Source organism: Pseudomonas sp. H1_G08 (assembly GCF_054681355.1).
The window spans coordinates 3,678,210-3,698,843 of sequence record NZ_CP162822.1 but is presented as its reverse complement, the minus strand read 5'-3'; the positions used below and the strand labels follow the sequence as shown (position 1 = coordinate 3,698,843).

General features: G+C 60.6%; 17 protein-coding genes. 5 read left to right on the top strand and 12 right to left on the bottom strand.

Features of this window, described 5'->3' with window-relative positions:
- The first annotated feature begins 2 nt into the window (after positions 1-2).
- The 3 genes from ftsA (at position 3) to lpxC (ending at position 3,586) form a co-directional block, all read left to right on the top strand.
- A complete protein-coding gene (ftsA, locus tag AB4N85_RS16700; protein ID WP_016773282.1) occupies positions 3-1,262 on the top strand; it encodes a cell division protein FtsA in 1,260 nt (419 codons plus the stop codon).
- A 103-nt stretch (positions 1,263-1,365) separates the two neighbouring features.
- The gene (gene ftsZ, locus AB4N85_RS16695; protein ID WP_016773283.1) at positions 1,366-2,562 is read left to right on the top strand and encodes a cell division protein FtsZ; all 1,197 of its coding nucleotides are present in this window, start codon (positions 1,366-1,368) and stop codon (positions 2,560-2,562) included.
- Between the two features lie 112 nt (positions 2,563-2,674).
- Positions 2,675-3,586, top strand: coding sequence for a UDP-3-O-acyl-N-acetylglucosamine deacetylase (gene lpxC, locus AB4N85_RS16690; protein ID WP_007916984.1), 912 nt, complete (start codon positions 2,675-2,677; stop codon positions 3,584-3,586).
- Positions 3,587-3,734: 148 nt separating this feature from the next.
- Here lpxC and AB4N85_RS16685 read toward each other — a convergent pair whose 3' ends face one another.
- The 7 genes from AB4N85_RS16685 to AB4N85_RS16655 all read right to left on the bottom strand — a co-directional run bounded on the left by AB4N85_RS16685 (position 3,735) and on the right by AB4N85_RS16655 (position 13,770).
- A complete protein-coding gene (locus tag AB4N85_RS16685; RefSeq protein ID WP_252868272.1) occupies positions 3,735-5,243 on the bottom strand; it encodes a sensor domain-containing diguanylate cyclase in 1,509 nt (502 codons plus the stop codon).
- A 185-nt stretch (positions 5,244-5,428) separates the two neighbouring features.
- Positions 5,429-6,745 (bottom strand): OprD family porin, encoded by a 1,317-nt coding sequence (locus AB4N85_RS16680; RefSeq protein WP_252868271.1) that lies wholly within the window; start codon positions 6,743-6,745, stop codon positions 5,429-5,431.
- A gap of 194 nt (positions 6,746-6,939) precedes the next feature.
- Positions 6,940-7,161, bottom strand: coding sequence for a hypothetical protein (locus AB4N85_RS16675; protein ID WP_016773285.1), 222 nt, complete (start codon positions 7,159-7,161; stop codon positions 6,940-6,942).
- Positions 7,162-7,460: 299 nt separating this feature from the next.
- Positions 7,461-8,825 carry a heavy metal sensor histidine kinase gene (locus tag AB4N85_RS16670; RefSeq protein WP_252868270.1) on the bottom strand — a complete coding sequence of 455 codons (1,365 nt, stop codon included), beginning with the start codon at positions 8,823-8,825 and terminating at the stop codon, positions 7,461-7,463.
- Positions 8,815-9,492: a heavy metal response regulator transcription factor gene (locus tag AB4N85_RS16665; protein WP_150638550.1), complete on the bottom strand. Its 678-nt coding sequence runs from the start codon at positions 9,490-9,492 to the stop codon at positions 8,815-8,817. Before AB4N85_RS16665 ends, AB4N85_RS16670 begins: the two co-directional genes overlap by 11 nt.
- A gap of 7 nt (positions 9,493-9,499) precedes the next feature.
- Positions 9,500-12,613: a multidrug efflux RND transporter permease subunit gene (locus AB4N85_RS16660; protein ID WP_252868269.1), complete on the bottom strand. Its 3,114-nt coding sequence runs from the start codon at positions 12,611-12,613 to the stop codon at positions 9,500-9,502.
- Positions 12,610-13,770, bottom strand: a complete 1,161-nt coding sequence (locus AB4N85_RS16655) for an efflux RND transporter periplasmic adaptor subunit (RefSeq protein ID WP_252868268.1) — start codon at positions 13,768-13,770, stop codon at positions 12,610-12,612. The genes AB4N85_RS16660 and AB4N85_RS16655 overlap by 4 nt, the downstream gene beginning before the upstream one ends.
- 407 nt (positions 13,771-14,177) lie before the next feature.
- On the opposite strand from AB4N85_RS16655, the gene AB4N85_RS16650 reads away from it, so the two are divergent.
- The gene (locus tag AB4N85_RS16650; protein WP_252868267.1) at positions 14,178-14,417 is read left to right on the top strand and encodes a hypothetical protein; all 240 of its coding nucleotides are present in this window, start codon (positions 14,178-14,180) and stop codon (positions 14,415-14,417) included.
- Between the two features lie 134 nt (positions 14,418-14,551).
- On the opposite strand, the gene AB4N85_RS16645 is transcribed toward AB4N85_RS16650, so the two are convergent.
- The 5 genes from AB4N85_RS16645 to norR all read right to left on the bottom strand — a co-directional run bounded on the left by AB4N85_RS16645 (position 14,552) and on the right by norR (position 19,255).
- On the bottom strand, positions 14,552-15,301 hold the full coding sequence (locus AB4N85_RS16645; RefSeq protein ID WP_252868266.1) for a YkgJ family cysteine cluster protein: 750 nt from the start codon (positions 15,299-15,301) through the stop codon (positions 14,552-14,554).
- Positions 15,302-15,384: 83 nt separating this feature from the next.
- The gene (locus AB4N85_RS16640; RefSeq protein WP_056790191.1) at positions 15,385-15,711 is read right to left on the bottom strand and encodes a hypothetical protein; all 327 of its coding nucleotides are present in this window, start codon (positions 15,709-15,711) and stop codon (positions 15,385-15,387) included.
- A gap of 144 nt (positions 15,712-15,855) precedes the next feature.
- Positions 15,856-16,338 (bottom strand): GNAT family N-acetyltransferase, encoded by a 483-nt coding sequence (locus AB4N85_RS16635; RefSeq protein ID WP_252868265.1) that lies wholly within the window; start codon positions 16,336-16,338, stop codon positions 15,856-15,858.
- Positions 16,339-16,341: 3 nt separating this feature from the next.
- Positions 16,342-17,244, bottom strand: coding sequence for a chemotaxis protein CheV (locus AB4N85_RS16630; RefSeq protein WP_016773296.1), 903 nt, complete (start codon positions 17,242-17,244; stop codon positions 16,342-16,344).
- A 448-nt stretch (positions 17,245-17,692) separates the two neighbouring features.
- Positions 17,693-19,255, bottom strand: a complete 1,563-nt coding sequence (gene norR / locus AB4N85_RS16625; protein WP_252868264.1) for a nitric oxide reductase transcriptional regulator NorR — start codon at positions 19,253-19,255, stop codon at positions 17,693-17,695.
- Positions 19,256-19,418: 163 nt separating this feature from the next.
- Between norR and hmpA the strand changes: the two genes are divergently transcribed.
- The gene (gene hmpA / locus AB4N85_RS16620) at positions 19,419-20,600 is read left to right on the top strand and encodes an NO-inducible flavohemoprotein (protein ID WP_252868263.1); all 1,182 of its coding nucleotides are present in this window, start codon (positions 19,419-19,421) and stop codon (positions 20,598-20,600) included.
- Positions 20,601-20,634 lie beyond the last annotated feature (34 nt).

Here is a 20,634-nt window from a genome sequence, read left to right as displayed (position 1 = left end):
CCATGGCAAACGTGCAAAGCGGCAAAATGATCGTCGGTCTGGATATCGGCACCTCCAAAGTGGTGGCGCTGGTAGGCGAGGTCGCGGACGACGGCCAGCTGGAAATCGTCGGGATCGGCACGCATCCGTCCCGCGGCCTGAAGAAGGGCGTGGTGGTCAACATCGAATCCACCGTGCAGTCGATCCAGCGCGCGATCGAAGAAGCCCAGCTGATGGCCGGCTGCCGCATTCACTCGGCGTTCGTCGGCGTGGCCGGCAATCATATCCGCAGCCTGAACTCCCACGGCATCGTCGCGATCCGTGATCGCGAAGTCAGCTCGGCCGACCTTGAGCGTGTGCTCGACGCCGCCCAGGCCGTGGCGATCCCGGCTGACCAGCGCGTGCTGCACACCCTGCCGCAGGATTACGTGATCGATAACCAGGAAGGCGTGCGCGAGCCTCTGGGCATGTCCGGCGTGCGTCTGGAAGCCAAGGTTCACGTGGTCACCTGCGCCGTCAACGCTGCACAGAACATTGAAAAATGCGTGCGCCGCTGCGGTCTGGAAATCGACGACATCATTCTCGAGCAACTGGCCTCGGCCTACTCGGTCCTCACCGACGACGAGAAAGAACTGGGCGTGTGCCTGGTCGACATCGGCGGCGGCACCACCGACATCGCGATCTTCACCGAAGGCGCGATCCGTCACACCGCGGTGATCCCGATTGCCGGTGATCAAGTGACCAACGACATCGCCATGGCGTTGCGCACCCCGACCCAGTACGCCGAAGAGATCAAGATCCGTTACGCCTGCGCCCTGGCCAAACTGGCCGGTGCCGGTGAAACCATCAAGGTGCCGAGCGTTGGCGACCGTCCACCGCGTGAGCTGTCGCGTCAGGCCTTGGCCGAAGTGGTCGAGCCGCGTTACGACGAACTGTTCACCTTGATCCAGGCCGAGCTGCGTCGCAGCGGCTACGAAGACCTGATCCCGGCGGGCATCGTGCTCACCGGCGGTACTTCGAAAATGGAAGGCGCCACCGAACTGGCCGAAGAAATCTTCCACATGCCGGTGCGCCTCGGGGTACCGCATGGCGTGAAAGGTCTGGATGACGTAGTGCGCAACCCGATTTATTCCACTGGCGTCGGTTTGTTGATGTACGGCCTGCAAAAGCAGTCCGACGGAGTTTCGTTCTCCGGCATCGGCAGCCGCGACAGCTACAGCAGCGAAGAGCCTCAGGCGCCGCTGCTGGACCGACTGAAAAAGTGGGTTCAGGGCAATTTTTAAAAGCAGCCTGGAGCGACAAGCTTCAAGCGGCAAGCAACTGCAGTAGATACACCGCTACAAACAGCAGTAGGCGAAAAAACTAGAGAATGTAAGGAGAGGGAAAATGTTCGAACTCGTAGACAACATCCCCGCAAGCCCGGTAATCAAAGTTATCGGTGTCGGCGGTGGCGGCGGCAACGCTGTCAATCACATGGTCAAGAGCAACATCGAAGGCGTTGAGTTCATCTGCGCCAACACCGATGCTCAAGCGCTGAAAAACATCGGCGCGCGGACCATCCTGCAACTGGGCACCGGCGTGACCAAGGGCCTGGGTGCCGGCGCCAATCCTGAAGTCGGCCGTCAAGCCGCTCTGGAAGACCGTGAGCGCATCGCTGAAGTGCTGGCCGGCACCAACATGGTGTTCATCACCACCGGCATGGGCGGCGGTACCGGTACCGGTGCAGCGCCGATCATCGCCGAAGTGGCCAAGGAAATGGGCATCCTCACCGTTGCGGTCGTGACGCGTCCGTTCCCGTTCGAAGGCCGCAAGCGTATGCAGATTGCCGACGAAGGCATTCGCATGCTTTCCGAAAGCGTCGACTCGCTGATCACCATTCCGAACGAAAAACTGCTGACCATCCTCGGCAAAGACGCAAGCCTGTTGTCGGCTTTCGCCAAGGCTGACGATGTCCTGGCCGGTGCCGTTCGCGGTATCTCCGACATCATCAAGCGTCCGGGCATGATCAACGTCGACTTCGCCGACGTACGCACCGTGATGAGCGAAATGGGCATGGCGATGATGGGCACTGGCTGCGCCAGCGGTCCGAACCGTGCACGTGAAGCCACCGAAGCGGCAATCCGCAACCCGCTGCTGGAAGACGTCAACCTGCAAGGCGCGCGCGGCATTCTGGTGAACATCACCGCCGGTCCTGACCTGTCCCTGGGTGAGTACTCCGACGTGGGTTCGATCATCGAAGCCTTCGCTTCCGAGCACGCGATGGTCAAGGTCGGTACCGTTATCGATCCGGACATGCGCGACGAGCTGCACGTAACCGTAGTTGCCACCGGTCTGGGCGCGAAAATCGAGAAGCCTGTAAAGGTCATCGACAACACCGTTCACACCTCGATGGCTTCGGCGCAGGTGCAACAACCGGCTCCGGCCCGTCAGGAGCAGCCAGCGGTTAACTACCGTGATCTGGACCGTCCGACCGTCATGCGCAACCAGGCTCAGGCCGGTGCTGCGGCTGCCGCGAAGATGAATCCGCAGGATGACCTGGACTATCTGGACATTCCGGCATTCCTGCGTCGTCAGGCCGATTGATGGAATGTATCAGGGCTATGAAGGTGATTGGTGTTCAGCAAAGGCATGGTCTGCTATCATCGCCAGCCTTTGTTGATACCAGTTCGCAATTTGCGCTGAAGCGGCCCAAGCCATGATTAAACAACGCACACTGAAAAATATTATCCGTGCCACAGGTGTAGGCCTGCATTCCGGCGAGAAGGTCTATCTGACCCTCAAGCCTGCGCCTGTCGACACTGGCATTGTGTTTTGTCGCGCTGACCTCGACCCTGTGGTGCAGATTCCTGCCCGCGCGGAAAACGTCGGTGAAACCACTATGTCGACGACGCTGATCAATGGCGACGTCAAAGTGGACACGGTAGAGCACTTGCTCTCGGCCATGGCTGGCCTGGGCATCGATAACGCCTACGTCGAGCTCTCCGCGTCCGAAGTCCCGATCATGGATGGCAGCGCTGGACCCTTCGTATTCCTGATTCAATCGGCAGGCCTGGAAGAACAGGACGCCGCCAAGAAATTCATCCGCATCCTGCGTGAAGTGACAGTGGAAGACGGCGACAAGCGCGCCACTTTCGTCCCTTTCGAAGGCTTCAAGGTGAGCTTCGAGATCGATTTCGATCACCCGGTATTCCGGGACCGCACCCAGAGTGCAAGCGTGGATTTTTCCAGCACTTCGTTCGTAAAAGAAGTCAGCCGCGCCCGTACCTTTGGTTTCATGAGTGACATCGAGTACCTGCGCAAGCACAACCTCGCACTCGGCGGCAGCGTGGAAAACGCGATCGTGGTCGACGCTGATGGCGTGTTGAACGAAGACGGTCTTCGTTATGAAGACGAATTCGTCAAACACAAGATCCTCGACGCGATTGGCGACCTGTACCTGCTGGGCAACAGCCTGATTGGTGAGTTCAAAGGCTTCAAGTCCGGTCATGCACTGAACAACCAGCTGCTGCGCAAATTGATTGAGCAGACAGACGCTTGGGAAGTGGTGACGTTCGAAGACGCCAGCACCGCACCGATCTCTTACATGCGCCCGGTTGCGGCCGTGTAAGTAAAAAACCTCTCTAGTTTTTTGAAGGCCATCCTCGGATGGCCTTTTTTTATGCCCTTTCGAAAGCAAAAGATCGCAGCCTTCGGCAGCTCCTACAGGGGAACGCATTCCAGATGTAGGAGCTGCCGAAGGCTGCGATCTTTTGACTTTAAATTGACACTACAACGCGATTGCGCCCGCCTTCCTTGGCCTGATACAGCGCCTTGTCCGCTGCAAACAGCAGCTGCTCCAGTGTCATCTCGCTCGCCGATGTCCATGTCGCGATGCCGATACTCACCGTCATCGCCCGCTCAGCGCCTTCAACCCATGGCAAGTTTTCCACCGCCTGGCGAATCTGCTCGGCGATCTGCTGCGCCCCGGCGCTGTCGGTCTCGGCGAGAATCACCGAAAACTCTTCACCGCCATAACGTGCGACCAGATCCGCCGGGCGCCGCACGTTCGCGGTGATTACCTTGGCCAGTTCGCGCAACACCTGATCCCCAGCCTGATGGCCATGGCGATCATTGAATGCCTTGAAGTGGTCGGCATCGATCATCATCACCGACAGCGGCTGGCCGGAGCGCTGCGCGCGGAACCATTCGTGGCGCAGGGTCTGGTCGAGCATGCGTCGGTTGGCAACGCCGGTCAGATCATCGGTGGCAGCCAGTTGCGCCAGTTCGCGTTCGGCGCGATGGCGCAAACGCAGTTCCCGAGCGAGCAGCCAGGTCAGCCACAACAGCCCCAGGCACAACACGCCGGTGGCGCCGCTGATCAGGATCGCCGTGCGCCGCCAAGTGCCGAACACCTCCTCGCTGGACAGCGCGACCATCACCGTCAACGGCAGATTGCCCACCCGCGAGTAGGTATAGAGCCGGCGTTGTTTATCCATGCTCGAGGTACTGGTGAAACTGCCGCTGCCATCGCGATCGTTGAGAATCCGCACGACGTTGGGCCGGTTGCCGAAACTCTTGCCGACCGAATCGCTTTGCAAATAGGGCTTCTGCGCGAGCAGCACGCCATCGCTGTTGATGATGTTCAGTGTGCTGTCGGTGCCGATGTCGAGGCTTTTGAACAGGTCGTCGAAGTAGTCGAGTTTCAGCGACGCCACCGCTACGCCGAGGAATTCGCCGGTCTGCGAGGAGATGCGCCGGCTGAAGCTGATGCGCCACTGATCGGCCTCTTCGCAATCGCAACGGGTCTTGAACGGGCGGCTGATGAACATGCCCATGTCACGGTTGAACGCATGGGCGAGGAAATAATCGCGGTCGGCGAAATTGCCCGGTTTCGGTTCGATGCGCGAGGAGTCGGCGATCACCTCGCCATGCTTGTCGAGCAGGAGGATGTCGCCCTTGAAACGCGCGGTGGCAGAGCGATCGAACAGTGCCAGATGACGGATCTGCGGCGAGACGTTCTGCAGGTCGTCACGCTGAGCGGCGGCGATCAGGCCTTGCAGCGTCAGGTCGTACAGCTCGACGGTGCGCAGCACATCGGCGTCGATCAATTGCGCGATGGTCGTGGCGCGGCGCGTGGCGACTTCCTGCGCACTGGCGTACTCGCGGATCAGCAGAAATGTGACGATGCACACCATCGCAATCACCGTCAGCAGGCTGCCGAGGATCAGCAGGCGCTCGGGGCGACCGGTAAGGCCTGTGATGGAAGGCGTACGGCTGGTGATCATGATGGGCTGTCGGTAGGAGTGGCTTCGTAAGCTTAGTAGGGCTGACGCCGGACAAACTTGTGGGAGCGAGCCTGCTCGCGAAAGCGGTGTGCCATTCAACATCAATGTTGATGGATCAACCGCGTTCGCGAGCAGGCTCGCTCCCACAGGGTAGATCACAGGATCTGAAAAACGCAGCGCCGATCTTAGAAGACGTCGACCGGGTAGTCGATGATCACGCGGTATTCATCTGTATCCGAATCAATCGCGCCGTAGCCGTTGCCGCCACGGTTGGTGGCCCATTGCAGGCGTACCGCGAGATCCTTGGCCTGGCCGCTTTGCACGACGTACTGCAAATCGATGTCGCGTTCCCAATGCTTGGCGTTATGGCCGTCGGCGCTGTACCAGCTGGAATAGCCTGCGCTGTTCGGGTCGGCTTTGGTCTGATCCACCGTGCCGCGTGAATAGGACAGCGCCGAGGTCAATCCGGGCATGCCGAGGCCAGTGAAGTCGTAAGCGTACTTGAGCTTCCAGGAGCGTTCGTTCGGGCCGTTGAAGTCCGAGTATTGTTGAGAGTTGTCGAGGTACACGCTGTCGCCCTGGCTGATGTAGTCGAACGGCGTGTTGCCGTTGACCCGCTGATAGGCGGCAGTGACGCTGTGGCTGCCGATGCCGACGGTGAGATGCGCGCTCCAGGTGTTGTTGTCGATATCGCCGAGCAGCGCATCACCGGTGTCTTGCGTGTGGTAGAAGTGCACGCCCGGATTGAGGCTGACCAGATCGTTCAAGTGCCACGTGTAATCCAGGTCGTAGTAGTACTGGTTCCAGATGTCCTTGAGCTCGGACGCGTAAAGGCTGCTGGTCAGGCCCTCAACGCCGCTCCAGGCCACACCGGCCCAGTTCAAGTGTTGGCTGTCATCGCCATCGGCCAGCGTGCCGTAGGACGTGCCGATTCGGGTATGACCGCTCTGGTTATACGGCTTGGTGAAACTGGCCTGGCCACCTTCGATCAGCCAGCCGTCGAAGCTGCGGTTACTCAGGCTGATGCCACGAAACGTCTGCGGCAGCATCCGCGTGTCGCCGCCGGCAATCACCGGGTTGGTGAGGAACAGGTCACCGGCCTTCAGTTCGGTATCGAATGCTCGCAGCTTCAGCGTCCCGCCGGCGGTTGAAAACGAGCCCGGCGCTTTGCCGTTGCCGTCGCTGATCGGCAGGATGCTCGAACCGTCGGTACCGCCTCCGCCATCGAGTTTCAAGCCGAGCATGGCATGAGCATCGACGCCGAAGCCGACCGTGCCTTCGGTATAACCCGATTCGAAAACCCCGAGAAAACCTTGCCCCCATTCAATGTTGTCGTCCGCTTTCTGCAAGCGGTTGCGATTCATGTAGTAGTTGCGGGCATTGAGGCTGAGGCTTGAGCCTTCGACGAAACCTTGTTCAGCGGGCTCGTCGGCGTGGGCGGCGGGAGCAATCGTTGCGGCAATTGCAATGAACAGCGGGGTGAGGCAGGCAGGGTAAAACACGTGCGATGGAGCTCCTTGGGTCAGCGGGCCGCTCTGGTTCTTGAGCGGCTTGATGTTTCTTGTTTTTTCAGACGCGCCAGACGGCTTTCAGACCACAACGAAAAAAGGCCGCTGAATAACAGCGGCCTGGAGTGACGACGGTTGAACGGGAAGAGCCAAACAACCGCGTCGAGGGAAACCTTTCGCGGTGCGACTCAGCTGTCTTTCTCGAGCGCTTGAGCCTGGGAAGTAGCGGCTTGCGGGGATTGCGTCGCGTCTTGAGCCTTGGCCATCACTTCGGCCTGATGCTGATCGAATGCCTGCGCGCGAGCGACGTTGTGCGCCACGAACGCTTGCGATTCTTCAGCCATCGCCATCGGCGACAGGATCAATGAGGACAAAACGAATGCGCTGGCAATACCCATACTGTTGGACATCTTGAAAACCTTCTCGCTTGGCGAGTGCTGTTTGGTGCGGGCAAAGATAAGGTTGCCGGGGGTTGGGAAACAGCGCGATTTTCATAAATGACTGTTACAGCAAAGGCAAAGATCGGCACGGGTAACAACCCGGTCTGTGCGTGATGGTGGCCTGTGGCGAGGGGATTTATCCCCGTTGGGCTGCGAAGCGGCCCCAAGAATTCCAGCCTCAAAGATTCTTAGAGCTTGTGCACAGGATTTGCGACTGCTGCGCAGCCGAGCGGGGATAAATCCCCTCGCCACAGGGCTTGGCTGAGCATTCAGACCGGGAGATGGATGCCAAAGGTGTTCATGCCCCGATCACTGCGCACAAACACATCCCCGCCATGCATCAGCGCAATCGCCTTGACGATCGCCAGCCCCAGGCCGTGGTTATTGCCGCTGTTGCTACGCGAGGCATCGACCCGATAAAACCGTTCGAACAACCTCGGCAGATGCTCGCTGGCAATCGGCGTCCCGGGATTGGCCACGCCAATGCTCACCTGGTGTTCTTCAACCTCGATGCGCACCTCGATCACCTGGCCCGGATCTGTATGCTGCACCGCGTTGCTGAGCAAATTGATCAGCGCCCGGCGCAGATGCGCGACCTCGATTTGCACTTGCGCATCGCCGCTGACCTGCACTTCAACCTGCGCGTCTTCAAGGATGAAATCCAGATAGTCCAGTGTCGTCGCCACCTCATCAGCCAGTGACGTCGAGGTCAGTTTGGTCGCCTTGTTGCCTTGATCGGCGCTGGCCAGAAACAGCATGTCATTGATGATCGAGCGCAGTCGCTCAAGCTCTTCGAGGTTCGATTGCAGCACTTCGAAATAGTGTTCGGCGGAGCGCCCGCGAGTCAGCGCGACCTGGGTCTGGCCGATCAGGTTGGTCAGCGGCGAACGCAGTTCATGGGCGACGTCGGCGTTGAACGATTCCAGCCGCGAATAGGCCAGTTCAACCCGTTCCAGAGTTGAGTTGAACGATTCGACAAACTGCTCCAGTTCCGGCGGCAGCGGCGACAGGCGCAAGCGTCCGGCGCGCAGTGGTGGGGCCAGACGCTGGGCTTCCTGCGACAGCTTGATCAACGGCTTCAGACCGATTCTTGCGACCCAATAGCCCAATGCCGAGGCCAGCAGCACCCCGACAATCGCCAGACTGATCAGGGCGATGAGCAAGTGATGCTGGGTCTGATGCAGCGTCTCGGTGTCGATGCCGATCATGAAGCGCAGCGGCGGGCGCTGGTCCTTGGCCGGGAACTGACTGACCAGCACTTTCAGCGGGTAGGGCTGATCGGGCAGTTGCAGATCATGCATGCCCAACGGGCCGTTGATGGCCGCGCGAATCTGCGGCGTAAGGTTGCCGTACTCGTAGCGCGGATCACCGCTGCTGATCCAGAAACTGATGCGCTTGTCTTCCTCGCCGAGCAGTTTGAGCTTGTTGTTGATCTTCACCCAATGCTCCGGCGTGCCGTAACGGCCAACGGTGGATTCGAGCACGCTGTACCGCGCATCCAGCTCGGCTTCGGGCAACAATCCCAAGCCCTTGTCCACCTGTTGATACAGCGCGCCGCCAATCAACAGAAACACCACCAGCGCCACCAGTGTGAACATGCCGCTGAGGCGCAAGGCAATCGAGTTACTGGACACCACGGCTCTCCAGCACATAACCCATGCCGCGAATGGTGTGCAGCAGTTTCTCGTCGAACGGCCCGTCGAGCTTGGCGCGCAGGCGTTTGATCGCCACTTCGACGACGTTGGCGTCACTGTCGAAATTGATGTCCCAGACCATTTCCGCGATGGCGGTCTTCGAGAGAATTTCGCCCTGGCGCCGGGCCAGCACGCTGAGCAGGGAGAACTCTTTCGCCGTCAGGTCCAGGCGCGTGCCGGCGCGGGTGGCCTTGCGGCTGATCAAATCGATCCACAGGTCGGCGATGGTCACTTGCACCGGTTCGTGGCCGCCGCTGCGCCGGGTCAGCGCTTGCAGGCGGGCGACCAGTTCGAGAAAGGAAAACGGTTTGCCGAGGTAATCGTCGGCGCCGTCGCGCAGGCCCTTGATGCGATCTTCGACGCGCTCGCGGGCGGTGAGCATGATCACCGGGGTCTGCTTGCGCGCACGTAATGCGCGCAGTACGCCGAAGCCATCGAGCCCCGGCAGCATGACGTCGAGGACGATCACGGCGTAATCGCATTCCAGCGCCAGATGCAGGCCTTCGACGCCGTCGCGGGCAAGGTCCACGGTGTAGCCCTGTTCGGTCAGGCCACGGTGCAGATAGTCCGCGGTTTTTTCTTCGTCTTCGATAATCAGGACGCGCATGACCGCCTCAGTCTGTGGTCGCCAGTGCCGTTGCGGGCGTTGGGGCTGGTGGGTGTGAGTGCCGATGAAACAGCCGCTCGAGCCATAAGTATATGACCGGCGTGGTGAACAGCGTCAGCATCTGGCTGACCAGCAAACCACCGACCACGGCAATGCCCAACGGCTGGCGCAATTCGGCGCCGGTGCCGTAGCCGAGCATCAGCGGCAATGCGCCGAGCAGGGCGGCGAGGGTGGTCATGATGATTGGCCGGAACCGGGTGATGCACGCTTCGAAAATCGCCTCCTGCGGCGCCAGGCCGCGCTGGCGCTGCGCTTCAAGCGCGAAGTCGATCATCAGGATGCCGTTCTTCTTGACGATACCGATCAGCAGCACCAGCCCGATCAACGCCATGATCGAAAAGTCCTGGCCGCAGATCCACAGCATGATCACCGCGCCGAGGCCTGCCGCCGGCAGGGTCGAAATGATCGTCAGTGGATGCACGAAGCTTTCATAAAGCACGCCGAGAATGATGTACACCGCCACCAGCGCCGCCAGAATCAGCCACGGCTGGCTGGCCAGCGAACTCTGGAACGCCTGCGCCGCGCCCTGGAAATTGCCGCTGATCGCGGTGGGCATGCCGATCTCGGCCTTGGCCTGATTGAGCTGAATCACCGCATCGCCCAATGCCACGCCGGGGGCGAGGTTGAATGACATATTGGCGGCGGGGAACATACCGTCATGGGCAATCGACAGCGGGCCGATGGTCGGCGCGTCGAATCGGGCCAGCGCCGACAGCGGCACCATTTCCCCACTGAGCGGCGAGCGCAGATAGAAATAGTTGAGGCTTTCGGCCTTGCCGCGCTGCTTGGTGTCCAGTTCCAGAATCACGTTGTACTGATTGACCTGGGTCTGGAATTCATTGATCTGCCGTTGGCCGAACGCATCGTACAGCGCCTCGTCGACATCGCTTGCCGTCAGGCCGAAACGCGCCGCTGCGCTGCGATCGATGCTGATGTGGGTGATGCTGCCGCCCAGTTGCAGATCGTTGGAAATGTCGCGAAACGCCGGGTTGCTGCGCAGTTTCTCGGTCAGGCGCTGGGTCCAGGTGGCGAGGGTCGCGCCGTCGTTGCTCTTGAGTACGTATTGGTACTGCGCACGGCTAGGGCCGGAGCTGAGGTTGATGTCCTGCCCGGCGCGCAAATAAAGGACGATGCCGGGCACTTTCATCAGTTGCGGGCGGATGCGATCGATGAACTGGCTGGCGCTGACATCGCGATCGCCACGTTTTTTCAGGGCGATCCAGAAGCGCCCGTTGGCGATTGTCTGGTTGCTGCCTGAAACACCCACCGAGTGCGAGAACGCCTGCACCGCCGGATCGGCTGCAACGATTTCGGCCATCGCCAAGTGTTTTTTCACCATGTCGCCGTAGGAAATATCCGCAGCGGCTTCGGTGGTGCCGAGGACAAAACCGGTGTCCTGCACCGGGAAAAATCCCTTGGGAATGAAAATGTAACCGGCAACAGCCAGCGCCAGCGAGAGACCGAACACACCAATCATCAGTTTCTGATGATCGAGGGCGCGGCGCAGGCCTTTTTCGTACCAGCCGAGCAAGCGCTCGCTGAAACCCGGTTTGGCGCTGGCGTGATGCACCGGTTTGCGCATGTACAGCGCAGCAAGGGTTGGCGCCAGCGTCAGCGACACCACCACGGAAATCATGATGGTGGACGTCGCGGTCAGGGCGAATTCCTTGAACAGGCGCCCGACCACACCGCCCATGAACAGCAGCGGAATGAATGCCGCCACCAGCGAGAAACTGATCGAAACGACGGTGAAGCCAATCTCGCCGGCTCCCTTGATCGCCGCCTCGCGCATATCGTCACCGGCCTCGAGATGGCGATGAATGTTTTCCACCACCACGATCGCATCGTCCACAACGAAGCCGACCGCGACGACGATCGCCACCAGCGTCAGGTTGTTCAGGCTGAAGCCGAGGACGTACATCAGGGCGAAACTGGCGATCAGCGAGACACCGAGTACCGCCGAGACAATCAGCGTCGCCGATAACTGGCGCAGGAACAGCGCCATGACCGCGACCACCAGCAGGATCGCGATCAGCAAAGTGATTTCCACTTCATGCAGCGAGGCGCGGATGGTCTGCGTGCGGTCGATGAGGGTTTTCACCTGCACCGAGGCCGGCAGCATCGCTTCGAGGCCGGGCAGGGCGGCCTGAATGCGGTCAACGGTTTCAACAATGTTGGCGCCGGGCTGGCGGAAAATCACCAGATTTACGCCGGGTCGATCACCGGCCCAGGCCTGCACGTAGGCATCTTCCGCACCGTTGACGACGTTGGCGACATCGCGCAGGTGAACCGGGGCGCCATCCTTGTAGGAAACGATGAGTTGGCTGTAGTCCTCGGGGTGGAACAACTGATCGTTGGTCGACAGCGTCGAGATGCTCGATTCGCCGTACAACGCACCTTTGGCCAGGTTGAGGCTGGTCTGCTGAATCGCCAGCCGAATGTCGGCCAGCGTCAGGCCAATCGCCGCGAGTTTGTCCGCCGAGGCTTGCACTCGGATCGCCGGGCGTTGCTGACCGGTGATGTTGATCTGGCCGACGCCGTCGATCTGGCTGATCTGACGCGAGAGCAGGGTTTCCACCAGGTCGCTGAGTTCGGTGCCGGGCATTTGCGTCGAGCTGACGCTGAGAATCAACACCGGGCTGTCGGCCGGGTTGACCTTCTTCCATGTTGGCAGCGTCGGCATGTCTTTGGGCAACTTGCCGGCGGCGGTATTGATCGCCGCCTGCACTTCCTGGGCGGCGGTGTCGATGCTTTTGTCGAGGGTGAACTGCAAGGTCAGCAGGGTTGAGCCCAGCGCACTGCTGGAGGTCATCTGGGTCATGCCGGGGATGGCGCTGAATTGCACCTCCAGCGGCGTGGCCACTGAGGAAGCCATGGTGTCGGGGCTGGCGCCGGGCAACTGTGCCGAGACCTGGATCGTCGGAAATTCCGCTTCCGGCAGTGGCGCAATCGGCAAACGCGGGAAGGCAATTACGCCGACCAGTACCAGAGCGAACGTCAGCAAAATCGTCGCTACCGGGTGATCGATGCACCAGGTCGAGATGCCCTTGTGCGAGTTCATGGCTTGGGCTCCGCCTGCACCACTTGCGGCGGCTCGCTCATGATTTGCACGATCGCCCCGGGCTTGAGCCGCGACTGGCCGTCGGTCACCAGTACGTCACCGGCGTTGACGCCTTTGATGATGTCCTGACCGCTGCCCTGATAAACCATTTGCACCGGCACTGCCTCGACCTTGTCGTCCTTCACGCGGTAAACGAAGTGTTGTTCGAGGCCTCGCTGTACGACGGTGGGCGGAACCACCAGCGCGTCTTTATCCACAGCGGTCTGAATTTTCACCGTCACCAGCAAACCCGGCCAGAGCTTCTGGCTGGCATTGGCGAATTCGGCCTTGGCGCGGATGGTGCCGGTGTTAGCGTTGATCTGATTGTCGATCAGGGTCAGCTGACCTTCGCCGAGCAGATTGCCGGTTTCGCCATCGGTGTCGGCGCCGATGTAAGCCTTGACCGGTGCGCGTTGCGGATCGCTGATCAGGCTCTGCAGGGTCGGCAGCATCTGCTGCGGCAGGGAGAACTCGACGGCGATCGGGTCGATCTGCGTGACGGTGAACAGGCCCTGGGTGTCGGTCATGCGCAGGAAGTTGCCTTCATCGACCGTACGAATACCGACGCGCCCGGTGACCGGCGAGCGAATCTGCGTGTAGGACAGCTGCACCTGCGCCGCATCGATCGAGGCCTGATTGCCTTGTGCCGTGGCTTTGAGCTGGTTGACCAGCGCTTGCTGCTGGTCGAAGGTCTGCTTCGACACGCCGTCGTCGACGCTGAGCAGTTTGTAGCGCTTGAGATTGACCAGCGCTACCTGCAACTGCGCCTGACTCTCGCCCAACTGCGCCCGGGCCTGGTCGAGGTTGGCGCGGATCGAGCGGTCGTCAATGGTCGCGAGCAGGTCGCCTGCTTTGACCAGTTGGCCTTCCTTGACCAGAATTTTCGTCAGAATGCCGTCGATCTGCGAACGCACCACCACGCTGTGCAGCGAGAGCACCGAGCCGATGCCGCTGGTGTAGCGCGGCACGTCTTTGGCGCTGACCGTCACCACCCGCACCGGGATGGCAGTCGGTGTAGCCAGTTTGGCCGGCGCCGGTTTCAGCGCGAACCACAGGCCGGCGGCTGCCAGCAGAATCAGGAGAGTGGCCAGCAGGATTTTGTTTTTCTGGATGGACATGCGCGGCGCCGAAGTCTGGAGTTTGGGCAGATTGACCAGTTATAAACCGCTCAGGCGGTCGGCAGGGTGACGGCTGGCTGTCAGGATTGTCAGTTTCGTTTGTATAGATGGGGAGTAGCAGTGTGCGGCGATGGTCTTGTGTTGGATTCGCCCCTCACCCCAGCCCTCTCCCCAAGGAGAGGGAGCCGATTTGTGGGCTTTTCGAACCTGAGTTCGACTCGGTATCCCATGTCGGCGAACCTCGAGTAAACACCTCGGTCTGTCCCCTCCCCAGGGCGAGGGTTAGGGGGAGGGGAAAACCGTTCAGCGCACGGTGCAAATCTTCAGATGCCGAGCCAGAGCGCACAGGTATACTGCGCGCCTTTGCGGCTCACTGATCGGGCCGACTTTTTGTTCCCGGAGCTTTTATGACTTCCCCGACCCAACCGCCGGTTGACGACGCTGTGAGCGACGTCCCGGTTGAAGTGGCTGACGCCAGCGAAACCAAGGCCGAGATCCCGGCGTTCAAGTTCCCGTTCAAGCCGGGCGAGCTTGCCTCGGCGAAAGGCTCGAATCAGCCGTGGTACAAGAATGGCGCGAAGAATGGCCACACCAAAACCCCGGGCATGGCGCCGCCGGGGACGCGTCGGTCGATGGGCAAGCGCTGACATCGGAAAGTGATGGTGCTTGTGCTTGCCTCTTCGCGAGCAGGCTCGCTCCCACTTTGGATTTGTGTAGAACCCAACCCTGTGGGAGCGAGCCTGCTCGCGAAAGCGACATCCGCTACAGCACAAATATCAGATCAAGCCGCGCGCAATGAAATAAACGCATAAGTCTGCGCCGGTTCAGTCACCACCAGCCCACCCGCAGCCAGCACCTGTCCGGCCACGTCATCGCCGGACAAATGAAACAGCCATTCACTGGTTTGCGCCGCTAGCGGTTGCGCGCTCACTTGGTCGATCACTGCCGCAAAGGCATCCATGTTCGGCAAGTACGCGGTGAACCCGTCGCCCTTGAGCGCCGTGGTGCGAATTCCCAGGGTTGCGCAGATCGCATCCTTGAGTCTGATGTCATCCCGATCCGCCTGACGCGAACGCTGAATCAACTCAACCAGTTCCCGATCAACCAACTCGCCCCCCACAATCAGCTCCGGTCCCTGTTCCCAGGACTCCGGTGGGCAATCCTTGGCAGCAGGATTGAGCGGGATGTGCGGATTGATTTCCGCCGGGTAAATCCGGCACACCAGCGGGCGACGCTCGTAGATCCGGCAGCGCTTTTCGTCGTCAAGATTCCGGCAGGGGCCGACGTTGTAGGCGGCAAAGGTGATCGCCACGTGAGCATCAGTAGTGCCACTGCGGACCACCGCCGAACGGCGCTCGGCATGTTCGCGCTGTTGCGCTGGCAGCCCCAGGCCATTGCCGAGAAACGCCTCGGCCAGCACGATCACCTGACCGCCATCCGCCGCCCACATGCGGGCTTCGGCGAGCGTCAGCGGGACATGGTGATCGGTGCAGCATTTGCCGCAACCTACGCAGGAAAACGTCGTATTCATTGAGCGATCTGTCTTCAATCAGGGTGTGAAACGGTGGCGGAAAACCACCGCACAGGGCCGGGTCGAAGCAAGTTGTGCGCCATTCACTGAGGTTTGGCGGTCGGGCGAATCGAATCCCACTCGGTGACGTACGCGGTTTTCGACTGTTTGTTGTACAGGCACAGCTCGCTGCCTTGCTGGCCTTTCATGTGTTTTTGCGGGTATTGGCCTTGCAGCAGAACGGCGGTGTAACCGACGCGGTCGTCGAATTGCGCCGGTGTGCCGACCGGTTTGACGTTTTTCAGGCCGCTGGCCTTGGTGCAGCTGGCGAGGACGGTCTTGTCATAGGCAGCCCAGGCGTCGGGGCTGGAGGCATGGGCCTGGGAGGCGAGGGCGATGAGGCTGAGCAGCGCCAGGGTGATGGCTTTCATGGTTGGGGCATCCTTGGTTATGGCCAAGGTTGGAGTCTGTCGGATAGCGGAAGTTGCCAGTGCTGCCCTTCGCGAGCAGGCTCGCTCCCACAGTTTGAAATGCAATCCACCTGTGGGAGCGAGCCTGCTCGCGAAAGCGGTAGATCAGTCGGGCACAGGCTCGCGCCGAACCACAACCATCCCGGCATTTTCATACAACCGCCGCGCCCGCAGGTTGTCCTCCAGAACCCTTAAATCGACAAATCCCTCGCGCCGCTGTTGAAAGACGCTGAAGGCATGCAGCAACAACGCGCGTCCAAGCCCCCGGCTCTGCATTCGCGGGTGCACCACCAGATTCTTGATATACGCACTGGTCCAGCACTGCGCCACGCCCACCACACCCTCGGCATCGCGGGCGACGAAACACAGCGCTGGATCGTATTCAGGGTCGCTGGCAAAGCGCCGCTGCCAATCGTCCAGTGACGGCACTCGACCGCCACCTTCCAGATGTCCGAGGTACATCAACTGATGCACCGCCGGCGCCAGTTCCTCGCGGTAGACGGACAGCTCAATCCCGTCCGGCCACTGAGCATCCGGCAGAGGTCCACTCAAGTCGCGGCGCAGCAGAAAGCAAAACGTTTCGGCCAAGACTCAGTGCCCGTTGGCCGCGACGTGCTTGGCGGCTTCGATCAGGCGTTGGGTCAGCTCCGGCGAGGAGAACTTGGTCAGCACCGCGTTGGCACCGGCCAGGCGAGCTTTTTCACTGTTCATCGCGCTGTCGAGCGAGGTATGCAGCAAGACGTACAAGTGAGCGAAATCCGGGGTTTCGCGCAGGGTACGGGTGAAGGCGTAGCCGTCCATTTCCGACATTTCGATGTCGGAGACGATCAGATTGATCTGCTGCGCGGTGCCTTGCAGGTCGAGCAGGCAGTCGATGGCTTCCTTGGCACTGCGCGCGGTGTGGCATTGCAGGCCGAGGTTGCGCAGGGTGTGCACCGATTGCTGCAGCGCCACCTGGCTGTCGTCGACCACCAGAATGCGCGCGTTGCCGAGCACTTCGGCGTCTTCCATGGTCAGGTCGGTCGGCGCCATTTCGATCTGCGCCGGGGCGATGCTGTGGATGACTTTTTCGATATCCAGCACCTGCACCAGCGTGCCGTCCACCGAGGTCACGCCGGTGATGTAGGCGCGCGAGCCGCCGGAGCCGAAAGGTGGTGGCTTGATGTCGGTGGTCAGGCAATGGACGATCTTGCTCACCGCCTGCACATGCAGACCCTGCTTGGAACGGCTGACATCGGTGACGATCAGGCAGCCACCGTTGGGATCCTCCAGCGGCCGTTCGCCGATCGCGCGGCTGAGGTCGATCACCGACAAAGAGGCACCGCGCAGGGAGGCGATGCCTTTGACGTGCGGGTGCGACTCCGGCAGCTTGGTCAGCGGCGGGCAGGGGATGATTTCACTGACTTTCAGCAGGTTGATCGCCATCAGCTTGCCGCTGCGCAAGGTAAACAGCAGAAGCGAAAGTGAATCTGCGCGGGCTTTGGTGGAGGACATAAGAACCTTCTGTGGGGCGAGAGTGGAAATCGCCAGAAACCTTTGATGCCGTGTTATCGGCGTTAAAGGGGTGGGCTTTAGGTTAGTTGTCGGCTAGTCGGCTTGAGTTGATCGCTGTTCTCTCTATCACTGCCCCTCACCCCCAGCCCTCTCCCAGAGGTAGAGGGGGCCGACGCAGGTGTCTGGCGTTTTACACCGACCTGAACGACCGAGTCGATTATGGATTCGGAAGAAATCTTTCACGTCAGTGGAATTCTTCAATATCCCCCGATCAGTCCCCTCTCCCAGAGGTAGAGGGGGCCGACGGAGGTGTCTGGCGTTTTACACCGACCTGAACGACCGAGTCGATTATGGATTCGGAAGAAATCTTTCACGTCAGTGGAATTCTTCAATATCCCCCGATCAGTCCCCTCTCCCTCTGGGTGAGGGCTAGGGTGAGGGTGTGCTTTTAGCTCTTCATGCCTAGTCGTTTGGCCATCCGCCCAAGATTCGCCCGATCCACCCCCAACTCCCGGGCCGCACTTGCCCAGTTATCCTGATGACGCTCCAGCGCTGCACCGATCAACCGCCGCTGAAACTCATCGGTGGCACTGCGCAAATCACCACCGATCATCGGCATCACGTTGACCAAGTCTGCATTGGCAGGCGCAACCACGTTATCCACAACCTCACGGGGCAATTCCAGATCCGCCGCGCTCAGACTCAGAATCTTCGGCCGCACTTTGCAGTTACCCAGCGCCTTCAGCGCACTGCGCCCGATCAAATGCTCCAGCTCCCGGACATTCCCCGGCCAGGTGTAGGCCAGCAGCGCTTCCTGAGCATCACTGTTCAAGCGCAGGCTGTTGAGGCCCATGCGCGAGCGGTTCTGCTCGAGAAAGAAACCACTGAGCAACAACACATCACGCCCACGATCACGCAGCGCCGGCACTCGCAGCGGATACACGCTCAAACGGTGGTAGAAGTCGGCACGGTAGCGACCGCTGCGCACTTCTTCGGCCAGATCGCGATTGGTTGCCGCAATCAGCCGCACATCGACCTGATGCTCCTTGTCCGAACCCAAGCGCTGCAACTGACCGCTCTGCAGCACGCGCAGCAACTTGGCCTGGACCGTCAGCGACAGCTCGCCGACTTCATCAAGAAACAGCGTGCCGCCATTGGCCAGTTCGAACTTGCCACGCCGATCGCTGGTGGCGCCGGTGAAGGCGCCGCGCACGTGGCCGAACAGTTCGCTTTCGACCAGCGTGTCGGGCAGGGCGGCGCAGTTGAGGCTGATGATCGGTTTGTCGGCGCGCGCGGAGGCGGCGTGGATCGCTTGGGCCACGAGCTCTTTGCCGACCCCGGTTTCGCCGGTGATAAGAACAGTCAGATCGCTGCCACCGACAAGATTGATTTCTTCCACCAGACGTTTGTGCGCCTTGCTCTGGCCGATCATTTCGCGGTGCTGCTGGCCGCTGGCCTGGCGGTAGACCTCGGCGCGCTGATGCTCGTCTTCGGCGCGGTTGGCCAGACGTTCGATGCGTTCGGCCGCATTGACCGTGGCCGAGGCTAGGCTGGCGAAGGCTTGCAGGGCGTCGAGTTCGATCGGCTCGAAACGCTCCGGGTCCAGCGCGTCGAGGGTGATCAGGCCCCAGAGTTTTTCATCGACGAATAAAGGACAGCCGAGGCAGTCGTGAACTTCAAGATGATCGTCGAGGCCATCGACCAAACCGTCATAAGGATCGGGCAAGTCGCTGTCGGCGGCAAAACGCGTCGGCCCGGCGCCGGCCAGCAGGATTTCAAAACGCGGATGCTCGCTGACCTTGAAGCGGCGGCCGAGGGTATCCGTACTCAAACCATCCACCGCCAGCGGCACCAATGATTCGCCATCCAGACGCAACAACGCGGCGGCATCGCAAGGCAGCAAAGCGCGCATGGCTTCGAGCAGGCGCCGGTAGCGCTCGCCCTCGGGCAGTTCGCGGGAGAGGTCGGCGACCAGAGGCAGCAGGGCGGTAAGCAGGGATTTAGCGGTCATGGTTATGTAGTCAAAGAGACAAGGTGTAGTCGCGATGACTATACGTTCATTTGTGTCGAAATGACTATGAAGGTTTCAAGCTATTGAATTTAAAAGATTAATTAGTTGGCATGAAAGCTGATATCCCTAAAGCAATCTTTCCAGAAAGCCCAGGAGTCACCTTATGCTTAGCGTCCAGGATCGTGCCATCGTCAAATCCACCGTGCCTCTGCTGGAAAGCGGCGGCGAGGCGTTGATCACGCATTTCTACCGCATGATGCTCTCCGAGTACCCGCAGGTGCGCCCGCTGTTCAACCAGGCGCATCAGGCCAGTGGCGATCAGCCGCGTGCCTTGGCGAACGGCGTGCTGATGTACGCGCGGCACATCGATCAGCTCGACCAGTTGGGCGATCTGGTGGCGAAGATCATCAATAAACACGTCGCCCTGCAGATTCTGCCGGAGCATTACCCGATCGTCGGCAGCTGCCTGCTGCGCGCCATCTCCGAGGTGCTCGGCGAAGAGATCGCCACGCCTGAGGTGATGAGTGCCTGGGGCGCTGCGTACGGGCAACTGGCCGACATCCTGATCGGCGCGGAAGCCGCGATCTATGACCAGAAGGAACAAGCCGTCGGCGGCTGGCGCGGTGCGCGGGAATTCATCGTTGCGGCAAAAGTGCAAGAGAGCGCGGAAATCACCTCGTTCTACTTCGAACCGGTGGACAAAGGGCCGATTCTTGCGGCCGAACCGGGTCAGTACATCGGCATGAAGCTGATGCTCGACGGCGAAGAAATCCGTCGCAACTATTCGCTGTCGGCACTGGCCAATAACGGTCAGTACCGCATCAGCGTCAAGCGGGAACCGAATGGTCGCGCGTCCAACTATCTGCATGATCAACTGCACGTCGGCTCAAGCATTCAGCTGTTCCCGCCGTCGGGCGAATTCACCCTGGCGGCCAGCGACAAGCCGCTGGTGCTGATCAGCGGCGGCGTCGGCATCACCCCGACTCTGGCGATGCTGGAAGCAGCGCTGGCAACCGAGCGTCCGGTGCACTTTATCCACTGCGCGCGCAACGGCAGCGTCCACGCGTTCCGCGACTGGGTCGATGGGCTGGCGGCGCGTCATCCGCAACTCAAGCGCTTCTATTGCTACGCCGAAGAAGATGGCGTCAGCCCGGCGGCGGACAAGGTTGGCCTGCTCAACGAAGAACTGCTCGGCCAGTGGCTGCCGGTACAGCGCGATGTCGATGCGTACTTCCTCGGACCGAAAGGCTTCATGGGCGCGATCAAACGGCATCTGAAAGCGTTGGGGGTGCCGGAGAAGCAGAGCCGTTACGAGTTCTTCGGGCCGGCTGCTGCTCTGGAGTGATCCGAGACCGAGTTGTCTCGTTCGCGAGCAGGCT